Annotated in this window: 10 protein-coding genes; 7 read left to right on the forward strand and 3 right to left on the reverse strand. The window is 73.0% G+C overall.

Annotated elements, in window-relative coordinates; all coding sequences use genetic code 11:
- Positions 1–117: 117 nt before the first annotated feature.
- From ACFVGS_RS00700 to ACFVGS_RS00720, 5 genes are read left to right on the forward strand one after another with little or no spacing between them, the layout of a single operon-like run.
- A complete protein-coding gene (locus tag ACFVGS_RS00700) occupies positions 118–1,875 on the forward strand; it encodes an ABC transporter substrate-binding protein (protein ID WP_385688967.1) in 1,758 nt (585 codons plus the stop codon).
- Positions 1,876–1,883: 8 nt separating this feature from the next.
- Positions 1,884–2,843, forward strand: a complete 960-nt coding sequence (locus ACFVGS_RS00705; protein ID WP_384407239.1) for an ABC transporter permease — start codon at positions 1,884–1,886, stop codon at positions 2,841–2,843.
- Positions 2,840–3,826, forward strand: a complete 987-nt coding sequence (locus ACFVGS_RS00710; RefSeq protein WP_384407241.1) for an ABC transporter permease — start codon at positions 2,840–2,842, stop codon at positions 3,824–3,826. Before ACFVGS_RS00705 ends, ACFVGS_RS00710 begins: the two co-directional genes overlap by 4 nt.
- Positions 3,826–4,830, forward strand: a complete 1,005-nt coding sequence (locus ACFVGS_RS00715; protein WP_385688971.1) for an ABC transporter ATP-binding protein — start codon at positions 3,826–3,828, stop codon at positions 4,828–4,830. The genes ACFVGS_RS00710 and ACFVGS_RS00715 overlap by 1 nt, the downstream gene beginning before the upstream one ends.
- Positions 4,827–5,843, forward strand: coding sequence for an ABC transporter ATP-binding protein (locus tag ACFVGS_RS00720; RefSeq protein WP_385688974.1), 1,017 nt, complete (start codon positions 4,827–4,829; stop codon positions 5,841–5,843). Before ACFVGS_RS00715 ends, ACFVGS_RS00720 begins: the two co-directional genes overlap by 4 nt.
- Here the strand turns inward: ACFVGS_RS00720 and ACFVGS_RS00725 are convergent.
- The 3 genes from ACFVGS_RS00725 to ACFVGS_RS00735 all read right to left on the reverse strand — a co-directional run bounded on the left by ACFVGS_RS00725 (position 5,840) and on the right by ACFVGS_RS00735 (position 9,654).
- The gene (locus tag ACFVGS_RS00725; protein ID WP_384407247.1) at positions 5,840–7,510 is read right to left on the reverse strand and encodes a carbohydrate binding domain-containing protein; all 1,671 of its coding nucleotides are present in this window, start codon (positions 7,508–7,510) and stop codon (positions 5,840–5,842) included. The genes ACFVGS_RS00720 and ACFVGS_RS00725 overlap by 4 nt on opposite strands.
- 83 nt (positions 7,511–7,593) lie before the next feature.
- A complete protein-coding gene (locus ACFVGS_RS00730) occupies positions 7,594–8,757 on the reverse strand; it encodes an LCP family protein (RefSeq protein ID WP_384407249.1) in 1,164 nt (387 codons plus the stop codon).
- Between the two features lie 240 nt (positions 8,758–8,997).
- Positions 8,998–9,654, reverse strand: a complete 657-nt coding sequence (locus tag ACFVGS_RS00735) for a hypothetical protein (protein WP_384407250.1) — start codon at positions 9,652–9,654, stop codon at positions 8,998–9,000.
- A 604-nt stretch (positions 9,655–10,258) separates the two neighbouring features.
- Here ACFVGS_RS00735 and ACFVGS_RS00740 point away from each other — a divergent pair.
- Both ACFVGS_RS00740 and ACFVGS_RS00745 read left to right on the forward strand, forming a co-directional pair.
- Positions 10,259–11,035, forward strand: a complete 777-nt coding sequence (locus ACFVGS_RS00740; RefSeq protein WP_385688978.1) for an NPP1 family protein — start codon at positions 10,259–10,261, stop codon at positions 11,033–11,035.
- Positions 11,036–11,171: 136 nt separating this feature from the next.
- Complete coding sequence (locus ACFVGS_RS00745) at positions 11,172–14,387, forward strand: BTAD domain-containing putative transcriptional regulator (protein ID WP_385688981.1); 3,216 nt, start codon at positions 11,172–11,174, stop codon at positions 14,385–14,387.
- Positions 14,388–14,443 lie beyond the last annotated feature (56 nt).

A 14,443-nucleotide genomic window follows, 5' to 3' on the forward strand; every position in this document is an offset into this window, starting at 1 on the left:
TGTCGTGTCCGAGGGCTTGCGCAGTACAATTTCACATTACTATGTTACGGGTCACATTTTTGGCCACGCCGCCCTGCTGCGCGGCCGACCGAACCGCCCACCTCGGAGTGACTCCTGATGGACCAGCACAAGCGAAACGCCCTCGCCGTCGCCCTGTTGACGGCCCTCTCCCTCGGCGCGGCCGGCTGCTCAGGCGGCGGCACCGGCCCCGCGGCGGGACCCGGGCGCACCGGCGCCAACCCGGCGACCGGAAACCTCGGCAAGGTCGTCGGCGGCACGCCCGCGAAGGGCGGCACCCTCACCGTGCTGTCCAACCAGGACTTCACGCATCTCGACCCCGCCCGCAACTGGGTGATGGGCGACATGGACTTCGGCACCCGGCTGCTCTACCGCACCCTCGTCACGTACAAGTCCGAACCCGGCACCAAGGGCGGCGAGCTGACCCCCGACCTCGCCGAGGACCTGGGCACCTCCTCCAACGGGGCCAAGACCTGGACCTTCCGCCTGAAGAAGGGCCTCAGGTACGAGGACGGCTCCCCCGTCACCGCGCAGGACGTCAAGTACAACGTCGAGCGGTCCTTCTCCCCCGACCTCCCCGGCGGGCCCGACTACGCGGCCCGCTACCTCGCCGGGGCCGAGGGCTACCAGGGCCCGGCCGGCGGCAGGCACCTGGACTCGATCAGGACGCCCGACGACCGCACCATCGTCTTCGAACTGCGCAAGCCCTTCGCCGAGTTCCCCTACGCGACGGTGCTGCCCACCTTCGCCCCCGTGCCCAAGGCCCAGGACAAGGGCCCCCAGTACGACAACCGCCCGTTCTCCTCCGGCCCGTACAAGATCGAGTCGTACGCCCGCGACAAGCAGCTCGTCCTGGTCCGCAACCCGCACTGGGACCCGGCGACGGACGGCGTGCGCAAGGCCTACCCGGACCGGATCGTCGTCACCATGGGCCTCAAGGGCAACCAGATCGACGACCGGCTGGTGACCGGATCCGGCGCCGACGCCTCCGCCGTGCCCTGGGTCAAGCTCCGCCCCGAGAGCACGCCCAAGGTCCTCACCAAGCCCGACGTCAGGGCGCGCCTCCTCGCCGAGTCCACCAACTGCACCGAGATGGTGCAGATGCACACCGGCCGCGCGCCCTTCGACGACGTGAAGGTCCGTCAGGCCGTGCAGTACGCCCTCGACCGGCAGGCCGTCCTCACCGCCTCCGGCGGGCCGGCGCTCAACGACCCGGCCACCGCGCTCATGCCCGGCTCCCTCTTCTCCGGGGGCAAGCAGCCCGACACCCTGAAGATCCCGCCGACCGGTGACGTGGCGAAGGCCCGGCAGCTCCTCAAGGAGGCCGGCAAGCCCGACGGCTTCTCCACCAGCATCACCGTCTCCACCGGCGACAAGGCCGTCGCCGAGGCCGTCCAGCAGTCCCTCGGCCGGGCCGGCATCAAGGTGGTCATCGAGACCGTCGACCCGTCCGCCTTCTACGACACCATCGGCGACACCAAGAACCGCACCGACCTCACCTACACCGGCTGGTGCCCCGACTACCCCTCCGGCTCCACCTTCCTGCCCTTCGTCTTCGACGGCCGCTACATCAAGGAGAAGGGCAACTCCGGCAACCACTCCCTGTTCCGCGACGACGCCACCATGAAGCGGATGGACGAGATCGCCGCGATGACCGACGCCGCCCAGGCCAACAAGGCCTGGCAGGAACTCGACGGACAGATCCTGGCGAAGGCCCCCACCGCGCCCGTCGTCGTCGAGCGCATGCCGCTCCTCGTCGGCCCGAACATCGCGGGCGCCTTCGGCCACACCTCCTTCGGCGGCCAGCTCGACTACGCGACGGTCGGCCTCAAGGACCCGTCCAAGAGCGGGAGCTGATCCCGCACATGACCACCGTCTCCGCATCACCGGACACGGCGAAGGAGCAGCGGGAGGCCGGGGCCGCCGCGGGCGGCAGCCCCTGGCGGCTCGCCCTGGCCGAGCTGCGCCGCCGCACCTCCGCCGTCGTCGCCCTCGCCGTCGTCGCCCTCTTCGCCCTGATCGCCGTCGCCGCCCCGCTGCTCAGCCGGCTGGGCGGCTGGCGCCCCGACGAGTTCGACGCGTCGGCCGTCGACCCGTACCTCGGCGGACTGCCCCTCGGACCGCTCGGGGGGATCTCCGCCGAGCACTGGCTCGGCGTCGAACCGGTCACCGGCCGGGACCTGTTCGCCCGGGTCGTGCACGGCGCCCAGGTCTCGCTGCTCATCGCCTTCGCGGCGACCGCCATCGTGGTCGTCGCGGGCGTCGCGGCAGGCGTCGCCGCCGGCTACTTCGGCGGACGCACCGACACCGTCCTGTCCCGGCTCATGGACCTCACCATGTCCTTCCCCTCCCTCATCTTCATGATCGCGATGATGTCCGTGGCCAGGGACGTCAACCGGATCCTGCTGATGGTCCTGGTCATCGGCCTCTTCGGCTGGCCCGGCATCGCCCGGATCGTGCGCGGCCAGACGCTGTCGCTCAAGCACCGCGAGTACGTCGACGCGGCCCGGGTGAGCGGCGCCTCCGACTGGCGCATCCTCACCCGGGAGGTGCTGCCGGGCGTCGCGGGCCCGGTGATCGCCTACACCACCCTGATCGTGCCCGGGATGATCGCCACCGAGGCCGCGCTCAGCTATCTCGGCGTCGGCGTGCGGCCGCCGACGCCGTCCTGGGGCCAGATGATCGCCGAGAGCGTCGCCTTCTACGACACCGACCCCATGTACTTCGCCGTGCCGAGCCTGTGTCTCTTCCTCACCGTCCTCGCCTTCACCCTGCTCGGCGACGCGCTGCGGGACGTCTTCGACCCCCGGGGAGGCCGGTCGTGATCCTCTACCTCGGCCGCCGGCTGCTCGGGGTGCTCGGCGTGCTCCTCGCCGTCGCCGCCATCACCTTCCTCATCTTCTACGTCCTGCCCTCCGACCCGGCCGCCGCGGCCTGCGGCAAGTCGTGCAGCACCGAACGGCTCGCCGCGATCCGCGCCCACATGGGCCTGGACCAGCCGCTGTGGCGGCAGTTCGGCGACTTCGTGACCGGCGTCTTCACCGGACGCACGGTCGGCAGCGGCCCGTACGCGCTGGACTGCGCCTTCCCGTGCCTGGGCTATTCGTACGAGAACAGCCAGCCGGTCTGGGACCTGCTCGTCGACCGGCTCCCGGTCTCCGCCTCGCTCGCCGTCGGCGCGGCCGTGATCTGGCTGGCGCTCGGCCTCGGAGCGGGCGTGACCGCGGCCCTGCGCAAGGACACGCTCACCGACCGGGCCCTGATGGTCGGCGCGGTCGCCGCCGCCTCCCTGCCCGTCTACTTCACCTCCGTGATGCTGATCTACGGGCTGATCCGGGTGACCGGGCTGCTGCCGTACCCGCAGTACGTGCCGTTCGGCGCCGACCCGCTCTCCTGGGCCTCGAACCTGCTGCTGCCCTGGCTGGCGCTGGCGGTCCTCTACGCGGCCATGTACGCCCGGCAGAGCCGGAGTTCGATGATCGAGTCGATGGCGGAGCCGTACATCCGCACCGCCCGGGCCAAGGGCCTGCCGCGGCGGACCGTGGTGGTCAAGCACGGACTGCGGGCCGCCATGACCCCGATCCTCACCATCTTCGGCATGGACCTCGGCGGACTGCTCGCGGGCGCCGTGATCACCGAGTCCATCTTCGGACTGCCGGGCGTCGGACGGCTCTTCTACGGGGCGCTCGCCACCGGCGACCAGCCGGTGATCCTCGGGGTGACGCTGCTCGCCGCCACCTTCATCGTCGTCGCCAACCTGTGCGTCGACCTGCTGTACGCCGTCGTCGACCCGCGTGTGAGGTACTGATGCCCGAGGCCGAACCCCTTCTGTCGGTCCGCGACCTCACGGTCGAGTTCCCGACCCGGCACGGCCCGGTGCGCGCCGTGGACGGGCTCTCCTTCGACGTGCCGCGCGGCCGGACCCTCGGCATCGTCGGCGAGTCCGGCTCCGGCAAGTCGGTCACCTCGCTGGCGGTGATGGGCCTGCACACCGGTGCCCGGGTGTCCGGCTCGATCGTCCTCGACGGGCGCGAGCTGGTCGGCCTCCCGGAGCGGGAGCTGAACCGGCTGCGCGGCCGGCGGATGGCGATGGTCTTCCAGGACCCGCTGTCCAGCCTCCACCCGTACTACACGGTGGGCGAGCAGATCGCCGAGCACCACCGGGTGCACTTCGGCTCGCGTCGCGCGGTCGCCCGGCGGCTGGCCGTCGACGCGCTCGCCGAGGTCGGCATCCCGGAGCCGCGGCGGCGGGCCGGCGAGTATCCGCACCAGTTCTCCGGCGGCATGCGGCAACGGGTGATGATCGCGACGGCGCTGGTCTGCGAGCCCGAGCTGCTGATCGCCGACGAGCCGACGACGGCGCTCGACGTGACCGTGCAGGCCCAGATCCTGGAGCTGATCGCCAGGGTCCAGGCGGAGCGCGGGCTCGCCGTCGTGATGATCACCCACGACCTCGGTGTGGTGGCCCGGGTCGCCCACGAGGTCCTGGTGATGTACGGCGGCCGCGCGGCCGAACGCGCAGCGGTGGACGGCCTGTTCGGCTCGCCCGCGCACCCGTACACCCGGGGCCTGCTCGACTCGCTGCCGCGGCTCGACGACCGGGACGACGCCCCGCTGCGGGCCATCCCGGGCTCCCCGCCGTCCCTGCACACCCCCGCCCCGGGCTGCGCCTTCGCGCCCCGCTGCCCCCGGCCGGCCCTCGGCACGGACGAGGAGCGGGCCCGGTGCGAGGGCGAGCGCCCGCCGCTCGCCGGCCCGGCCGCGCATCCGGCGGCCTGTCACTTCCCCGCGTACGGAGGCGTCGCGTCATGAGCACCACCCCTCTCCTCTCGGTCCGCGACCTCACGATGACCTTTCCGGGCCGCGGCCCGCGCGCCGCGCGGGTCCGGGCCGTCGACGGCGTCTCCTTCGACATCGCGCCCGGCGAGACCCTCGGCCTGGTCGGGGAGTCGGGCTGCGGCAAGTCGACGACCGGGCGTTTGATCGTCCGGCTGCTCGAACCGACCTCCGGCTCCGTGACGTACGACGGGCGGGACATCACCCGGCTTCCGCAGCGCGCCCTGAAGCCGCTGCGGCGTGAGCTCCAGATGGTCTTCCAGGATCCGCACTCCTCGCTGAACCCGCGCCGGACGGTGGCCCGGATCATCTCCGATCCGCTGCTCGTGCACGGGAGTTCGGCGGCCGAGGCGCGGCGGCGGGCGGCCGAGCTGATGGAGCTGGTGGGTCTGATCCCGGAGCATCTGGACCGTCATCCGCACGAGTTCTCCGGCGGCCAGGCCCAGCGCATCGGCATCGCCCGGGCCCTGGCGACGGGACCGCGTCTGGTCGTGGCCGACGAGCCGGTCTCGGCGCTCGACGTGTCCGTGCAGGCGCAGATCGTGAACCTGATGGAGCGGCTGCAGGCCGAGCTCGGCCTCGCGTACCTCTTCGTCGCCCACGACCTGTCGGTGGTGAAGCGGGTCTGCGACCGGGTGGCCGTGATGTACCTGGGCCGGATCGTGGAGATCGGTCCGAAGGACCGGGTGTACGGCGATCCCGCGCACCCGTACACGCGGGCGCTGCTCTCGGCGGTTCCGCTGCCCGACCCGGCGGCGGAGCGGGCCCGGGAGCGGGTCGTGCTGCACGGCGACCCGCCGAGCCCGGCCGCGCCGCCTCCGGGCTGCACCTTCCACCCGCGCTGCCCGAAGGCCCGGGACGTGTGCCGGAAGGAGCCTCCCCCGCTGCGGATCACCGCGGCGGGGGAGGCGAGGGAGGTGGCCTGCCACTTCCCGGAGACGGGCCCGGCCCCGGCGGACGGAGCCAAGCGGTCAGGGCCCGACGCCTAGCCGGTGAACCCGGCGGTGATCCGCGTGAACTCCCAGTCGGGCTGGGCGATGCCCGAGCAGGTCTCGGTCACGCCGCCGCCGGCGCAGCCGCGGTCCCGGTTGACGGACCAGAAGGCCAGCCGGGCGATGTGGTGACCGTTCGCCCAGTCGCGGATCCGTGTCCAGGTCTCCGTGGTGGTGACCTCCTGCTGGTCGGAGAGGCCGTTCATGCCGGAGATGCCGATGTGGGCGTAGGCGGTGGCGTCGTCCCAGCCGTAGACGGACTTCAGCTTGTTCTTCAGGCCCTCGGCGGCGTTGACCGTGTTTCCGTACATGTCGGCGCCGCCGCCGAAGTCGAAGGGCATGATGGTGAAGACGTCGATGTTCGCGTTCAGCGCCTTGGACTGCTCGATGAGCCGGTTGCCCCAGGAGGTCGGGCCGGTGGTCGAGGTGCCGAAGGTGAGGATGGTCCGCAGACCGGGATTGTTCGCCTTGACGATCTTCAGGGCACCGAGGATGCGGTCCTGGACGGCCGCGTTCTCGAACTCGTCGGTGTTCTCGATGTCGACGTCGATGGACTTCAGTCCGTAGGCGTCGATGACCTTCTGGTAGGCGCCCGCGAGGGCCTCCGGGGTCGAGCAGTTGGGGCCGAGCTTGTTGCCCGACCAGCCGCCGACGGACGGGACGATGTCGCCGCCGGCGGCCCGGATCGCGCTGATGGCGGACTGGTCGACGCCACCGGTGAGCGGGCGCTGCCCGTCCCAGGCCGGGTTGCAGCCGCCGGAGGAGAGGATGAAGGCCATGGTGAAGGTCTTGATGCCGGTGGCGTTCATCACCGTGGCCGGGGCGGGCGGGTTGCCCCAGCCGAGGTAGAGGTAGGGCGCGGCCTGCTTGAAGCCGGTGCCGCCTCCTCCGCCCTGGGTGGTGGTGGCGGTGACGGCGTTGGACGCCGGGGACACGTTGCCGGCGGCGTCGCGGGCCTTGACGGTGAAGGTGTAGGCGGTGCCCGCGGCGAGTCCGCCGACGGTGGTGCCGGTGCCGGTCACGGTGCTGACCCTGGTCGCGCCCTGGTAGACGTCGTAGCCCGTGACGCCGACGTTGTCGGTGGCGGCCGTCCAGGACAGCGACACGCTGGACGAGGTCGTGCCGGTGGCCCGGAGGCCGGTGGGCGCGGTCGGCGCCTGCGTGTCGGTGCCGCCACCGCCGCCGGGGCCGTCGAGGCTGATGTCGTCGGCGTAGTAGGTGCCCTGGCCGTACCAGCCGTGGGTGTAGACCGTCGCGCTGGTCTGCGACGCGCCGGTGGTGAAGCGCAGCGAGAGCTGCTGGTACGAGGGCGCGGCCGCGGTCCAGGTCGAGGTGCCGCCGTCGACGCCGAGGTAGACGTAGTTTCCGCGCACCCAGCCGGACAGGGTGTAGGTCGTGTTGGGCTGGACGGCCACGGTCTGGGAGCACTTGGCGTGGTCGGAGGAGCTCGCGGCGCCGGCCAGTGCCTTGGTGCCGCCGTGCACGGGGGTGGAGACGACCGAGCCGAGGCCGCCGGAGCAGGTCCAGCCGGTCAGGCCGCCGGATTCGAAGCCGGGGTCCGTCAGCAGGTTGGCGGCCTGGGCGGGGGTGGGAAGGGCGACCAGGGCCGCCGCGCCGAGGAGCGACGCACCGAGCGACGCCACCAGGCGGTTGCGGATGAGCACCGTACCTCCAGGGGGGTTGAGGAGGGGAAGCGGTCACAGATTGGACTGGACCAATGCCCCCGTCAAGCCCCCCTGGTGAAACCTCAGTTGGTAGCGGGTCGCAGCCGGTCGATGGGGTGGGTGTTCACGTAGTCCGCCACCGTGTCGTCCTTGAACGCCTGCCACAGGGCGGTGCAGCGGGCCCGGTCGAGGTGGACCACCGACTGTCCGCGCTCCATGCCGGTGCCCTTCACGGGCGCGTTCATGAAGGTCATGTCGCCGGACCTCACCTCCCGCATGTTCCAGACCAGTTCGCGCATCTCGCCGTCTCCGAACCGCTCGTCGACGGACACCGTCTCGGTGAAGATGTCGAGGGTTTCCTTCAGCCGCACCGGGTCGGTGAGCGACGCGGAGCCCATCACCTTCTCCAGGACCGTGCGCAGGTAGTTCTGCTGGCGGTGCGTCCGGTCGAAGTCGCCGTTGGGAAGGTTCTTCCGCTCCCCCACGTAGTCCAGAGCCTGCTCGCCGTTCATGTGCCGGCGTTCCCCGTCGGACATGATGATGTCGACGCCGCCGACGGCGTCGGTGAGCTTGCGGAAGCCGTTCCAGTCGATGACGGCGAAGTGGTCGACACGGACGTCGGTCAGCCGCTGCACCGTGTCGATGAGCAGCGGCGGGCCGCCCCACGAGAAGGCCGCGTTGAGCTTCGCCCTGCCGCGGCCGGGAATGTCCACCCAGGAGTCGCGCGGCAGTGACACCACGTAGGCGGCGGAGTGGTCGTCCGGGATGTGCACCAGCATCATCGCGTCGCTGCGCTGGTCGCCGTACTTCCACAGCCTGCCCTTGGCGTCGCTGCCGGTCGTGGGCACCTCCGACCGCGAGTCGAGACCCACGAGGAGGAAGTTCCGGCCGCCCTTGGACGCGGCGGGCACCGGTGCGTCGGTCGGGAAGGTCTGCGGGATCCGCTGCACCCGGCCCGTGTAGTGCTGGTACGCCCAGTAGCCCGCGCCGGCGGTCAGGAGCACCGCCCCGACCAGCAGGGCGAGCGCGCCGAGCAGCACCGTCCGCGCCCGGGGGCGCCGACGGCGCGGCCGCGGCCGGTCCCTGGGGTCGGCGTTGTCTGCGTCACCGGCGTTGTCGTCGTCGGCGGCGCTGTCGGCAGCGGCCCCGTCAGCGGTGGTGCCGGCGGTGCTGGTGCCGGCGGTGGTGCCGGCCTCCTCCTCGAGCTCCTCGTCGTCGGCTCTGCCCTGCGCGCCACGCGTACTCATCTGCTACGGCTCCCCCCTCCGCGGCCCCCGCCCCGGATCACCCCACCGCGCCCCGACTCGTCGCTCCGGGCGCGCACTTCAGGCCACCAGGATGCCGAAGATCGGCCGCTCGCGCGACGGATCGGCCGGGACCGGGCGACAACGGCCCGGCACCGCACCGGTCTGCCGAAAGATCCCCCGCCCCGCACCGTGATCGTCACGGTGCGGGGCGGGACACGGACCTCAGTTCTCGGACAGGCCCTAGCCGGTCACGGTGATCTGCTGGGCGGGATCCGTGGTGTCGGTGATCTGGTAGGTGGCGGTGAAGGTGGCCGACTGGTTGCCGGTCGGGCACAGGAAACCGCCGGTGACGGTGGCCGGGACGGGAGCGCCGCTGATGGCGAGCGCGGACGGCGCGCCGTTGGTCCAGGTGCCGTTGACGGCGGTGGGCCCGGCGGGCGAGGCGGTGATGGTGCAGGACGCGAATCCGCTGGTCTTGAGCACGACGCCGCCCTTGGGGATGGTGAACCCGCCGGTGGCCGGAGCGCCGTTCTGGGCGGAGAGCGTCCAGGCGCCGTTGGTGGAGTTGGCGGTGACGGTCACGCTGACGCCGGTGATGCTGGTCGAGCAGCCGCTGAAGGTGGGCGGGTTGATGGTGGCGGAGACGGGTCCGGCGTCGTTGTGGTTTGCGGGCGCGGCGGGGACCTGGTTGTTCGCGCCGGTCGTCGGCACAGAGGCGGAGACCGTGCAGGTCATGGTGGTGGAGCCGGCCACGAAGGTGGCCTTTCCGGTGAGTTTGGCGGCGAAGGAGTGACCGGCGGGAAGCAGTGTGGTCGAGGCCGCCTGGGTGCCGGTGCCGCCGAGGGTGAGCGCGGTGGCCGCGGCGAGACCGGTCGCGGCGAAGAGCAGCTTGGACATGGGGATCTCCTCGGTTTCGGAGTGTGGGGAGCGAGGAGGTGCGGATACGCGGTGCGTGTGCGCGGTGCCTCTGCGCGCGGGCTGACGGGTGGGGTGGGGGGTACGCGCAAAGTGACTTGAGAGTAGAACCGGCCGGTAGTCGTGTACAGGCATCATTCCGGCCACTACTGACATCCTGTCAGGAGGATCCCAGGCTCCGCATCGCTCGACGGGGCGGTCCCAGGTGAGCGTTGGTGCCACCCCCGGAGCGGAGCCTCGTCCGGGGGCGGCGGCGAGCGGCGATATCGGCGCACGACGCTCGGACACGGGATCCGGGAGCCCCCACGGCTCCCGTTCGGAAACGATCCCGACCCACATGATCTTGCCGTGTCTCCCCCCGGGTTCCGCGATCTTCACGCGCGAAACCGCACGATCCGGCGAAGTCCTCGCCGCGCCTTGACGCCGCGAGCACACCGACGCGCGCCCCCTCCCCCACTCCGCCGTCCCCCGTCGCAACCCCGCCGACCCTCGCCGCCGATCCGTAACTACCCATTCGCCGCCGGGTGGTTGACGCTCCTCGCGCCCGGCTGCGAAGGTGACCCGCCCCCACACCCAAGGAGTTGACGTGCACCTGACTTCCACGCCGGGGCGCCGCCGGACGGCGCTCGCCGCCCTCCTGTGCGCCCTCGCCCTCGTCGTCGGCGTCCCGGCCACCGCCCACGCCGCCGTGCTCCCGCCCCTGCCGCAGAACGCCGACGGCCTCGACCAGACCTTCGCCCCCGCCTACGACTTCGACACCGACGGCTGCTACATGACGGCCGCCATCGGCTCCGACGGGACCCTCAACCCCGGCCTCAAGCTCGGCGGCACGGTCAGCGGTCAGTGCCACGACCCCGCCCAGCTGGCCTCGGCCAACAGCTACTCCCGCGCGAAGTGCAACAACGGCTGGTGCGCCGTCGTCTACGCCGGCTACTACGAGAAGGACCAGGCGACGTGGGGCCCCCTCGCGATCGGGCACACCCACGACTGGGAACACGTCGTCGTCTGGATCAGCGGGAACGAGGTCCAGTACGTGTCGGTCTCGCAGCACAGCGGCTACCAGGTGGCCGCCCGCTCCTCGGTGCGCTTCGACGGCACCCACCCCAAGATCGTCTACCACAAGGACGGGCTCTCCACCCACTGCTACCGCTTCGCCAACTCCACCGACGAGCAGATCGAGAACTCCACCGGCCGCTGGTTCTCCCCGCGGCTCGTCGGCTGGAACGGCTATCCGACGGGCCTGCGGGAGAAGCTGACGGGCGCGGACTTCGGTTCCGCCACCCTCAAGATCCGGGACTCCGACTTCGCCTCCGCGCTGTCCCGCGCCAAGCCGGCGGGCATCCCGTTCGACCCGAACGCCTGAGCCCGCGAGCCCGCCCCTCCTTCGGTCGGTCCTTCCCGTCCGTCGCGGCGTCCGAATCCGGCCTCCTGCCGAAAGACCTGGTCCGCGGGTTGGAGATACTGGGAGGCCCACGGATCGAGGCGAGAAGGAGGGCCGGGTGGAGTTCCGCCTGCTCGGGACGGTGGCGATCACTTCCGAGGCGGGTGAGTTGCCGCTCGGCCCCGCCAAGCGGCGCAGCGTGCTCGCCGCGCTGCTGCTGCGCGCGAACGCGGTCGTGCCCGTCGACCGGCTGATCGACACCCTCTGGGCCGAGTGCCCGCCGGCCCGCGCCCGCACGGTGGTCCAGGGACACGTCTCCCGGCTCCGGGCGCTGTTCGAGCAGGGCGGCGCGGGCGAGTACGGAGTGGAGCTCGCGACCCGCTCCCAGGCCTACGAGCTGCGGATGCCGGACGAGCTCCTCGACACCCACCGGTTCGAGGAGCTCGTCCAGCTCGCAGGCCATCAGAAGCACCCAGGAGACGCGGTCTTGATGCTCCGCGAGGCCCTGGCCCTGTGGCGCGGGCCTGCCCTGACCGGCACGGTGGCGAGCGAGCCGCTGCTGGTGGCGGCGCACGCCCTGGAGGAGACCCGGCTGGTCGCGGTCGAGCAGCTGGCAGCGGCGTACGGCCGGCTCGGCGAGCACACCAGGGCGGCGGCGGTGCTGCGCGCCGAGGCAGCCGCCAACCCGCTGCGCGAGTCCCTCACGGCCGCCCTGATGCTGTCCCTCTACCGGACGGGGCATCAGTCCGACGCCCTGGACTGCTACCACCGCACCCGCACCCTGCTCGCCGACGAACTGGGCGTCGACCCGGGACCGGCCCTCCGCGCCGCCTACGAGGCCGTCCTGCGCGGGGGCATACCCGGCGTGATACGCGGCGCGTCACCGGGGCTGGTGACGGACGGGGTGTCGGGCGCGGTTTCGGACGTGGTGACGGGGGCGTTGCCGGGCGCGGGGCCGGGCACGTCACAGGGCCTGGTGCGAGACGCGGGGCCGGGCCCGTCGCGGGGCCCGGGGCCCGCGCACCCCGGGGCGCCGGACTCCCCCGTGCTCGCCTCCGGCCGTACGCCCGCCGTACACACCGACGGCGACGGTGACGGCGACACCGAGGACCCCAACGGCAACGACGTCAGACGGAGGCATGCCCAGGCCGTCTCCGAAGCCTGCCTTGCCGACGAGATCGCGCCCTTCGCGGCTCCGGCCGGCGCGGTGGACGCGCCGGCCGGCGGCGGCACCACCGCCGCGAACCCCGCCGGCACGAACCCTGCCGGGGCAGCCCGCGCCTGGGCGGAGGCGACCGCCGGCACGGGAGCCACGGGCACGGGAACCCTCGGCACAGGGGCGTTCGGAGCCGGCGCCGGCGCCGGCTCCGCGGTGCTGCCCGCGCCCGACCTGCTGCCCCGTACACCGCGCGGGTTCATGGGCCGCGAACGGGAACTCGCGGCGCTCGACGCGGCGGTCGAGACCGCGGGGGTCGCGATCGTGACCGGCCCGGCGGGCGTCGGGAAGACCGCGCTCGCCCTGCACTGGGCGCACCTTCGGGCGGACCGGTTCGAGGACGGCGTGCTCTACGCCGACCTGCGCGGTTTCAGTCCCGACGAAGGGCTCGACGCCCCCGACGTGCTGCGCGAGTTCCTGTTCGCGCTCGGCGTGCCGCCGCGACGGGTGCCGGAGTCGCCCACGGCCGCCGCCGCGCTCTACCGGTCGCTGACCGAAGACCGGGCCGTGCTCGTCGTCCTGGACAACGTGCGCGCTGCCGAGGAGGCACGGCCGCTGCTGCCCTCCGGGGCCCGCGGCGCGGCCGTCGTGACCTCGCGGCTGCGGCTCGGCGGCCTCGTGGTGAGCGAGCTGGCCCGGCCGGTGCCGCTCGGCGTCCTCGGTCCGGACGAGTCGGCGGCGCTGCTCGCGGCGGCGGTGGGGGCCGACCGGCTGGCCGCCGAACCGGCCGCCGCGCACCGGCTGGCCGCGCTCTGCGACGGCCTGCCGCTGGCTCTGCGGGTCACCGCCGCCCAGCTGGCCGCCCGCCCGCACTGGCGGCTCGCCGACCTGGCCGCCGAACTCGCCGACGAACAGCGGCGGCTGGCCCTGCTCTCGGTGGACGGTTCCGGAGGCGGCGAGGGCCAGGGAGTACCGGCCGCGCTGCGGCACACCGTGCAGGGGCTGCCGGACGAAGCGGCCCTGCTGTTCCGTCAGCTGGGGGCGCTGCCGGGGCAGGACCTCGACCGGCACGCGGCGGCGGCGCTGCTCGACCGGCCGCCGGCGGTCGCCGCCGAGGCGTTGGACCGGCTCTGCGACGCGCATCTGCTCACCGAGTACGCGCCGGGCCGGCACACGCTGCACGACCTCGTACGGCTCTACGCCCGCGGGCTCCGCCCGGACGAGGAGGCGCTGCTGCGGCTGCTCGACCACTACACGCTGACCGCGATGGCCGCGGCTCGCGCCGCCGAGCCCGACGACCTGCCGTGCTGCGCCGTGCCGCCGGATGTGCGCACGCCCCCCGCGACCCCGCACTTCGCGGGCCGTGACGCGGCGCTGCTCTGGTACGCGGCGGAGCGCGACAACCTCGCCGCGGCGGTCGCCGCCGCCCGTGCGACGGGCCACCACGACCGGGCCTGGCGGCTCGCACTGCTCCAGTGGCCGTACATGCTGTGGGACAGCCACGACGGCTGGGTGCCGCTCCTGGAGGCCGCGGTCGACTCGGCCGCGCGCGAGGACGATCCGGACGCCGAGTCCCGCGCCCGGGCGCTGCTCGGCTGGCTGCTCACCCAGGACGGACGGATCCCCGAGGCCCTGGCACACCTGCGTCTGGCACCGAAACTGGCCGCCCGCGCGGGCGACGTGTCCAGCGAGGCGACCGCGCTGGTCAATCTCGCGGTGGCGCTCGACACGGTCGGTGTGACCCCGGAGTCCCTGGCGCACACCGCCCGGGCCGCCGCGCTCGTACGGGACGGCGGTGACGTGATCACCGAGCTGCTGGCCCTGGAGCACCGCGCGCGGCAGCTGCTCGCGGCGGGCGATCCGTCCGGTGCGCTCGCCTGCGCCCACCAGGGCCTCACGCTCGACGGCGACACCGTCAACGGCCTCCTGGGCCTCCGGCACGGCATGCTGACGGCCACGGCGGGCGCGGCCCTGCTCGCCCTGGGCCGCACCGCCGAGGCCGAACTCACCCTGACGAAGGCACGGGAACTGGGCCTGACCCACACCCACCAGGAGACCGTGCACCGCGCGGAGACCCACCTGCGGCACCTCCGCACCCCGGAACCGGCGGCGCGCCGGGGTGCGAGCGGCCAGGATCGTCCGGACGCCGGTCCGCCGGACCGGCCCGAGATCCCCTAGGGGTGTCGCGCCGATCATGCCGGGCTCGTGACGCCCGGCACCAGACGCCGCTCCCT

Origin of the sequence: Streptomyces sp. NPDC127114, from assembly GCF_042677525.1 — a bacterium.
GTDB lineage: Bacteria > Actinomycetota > Actinomycetes > Streptomycetales > Streptomycetaceae > Streptomyces.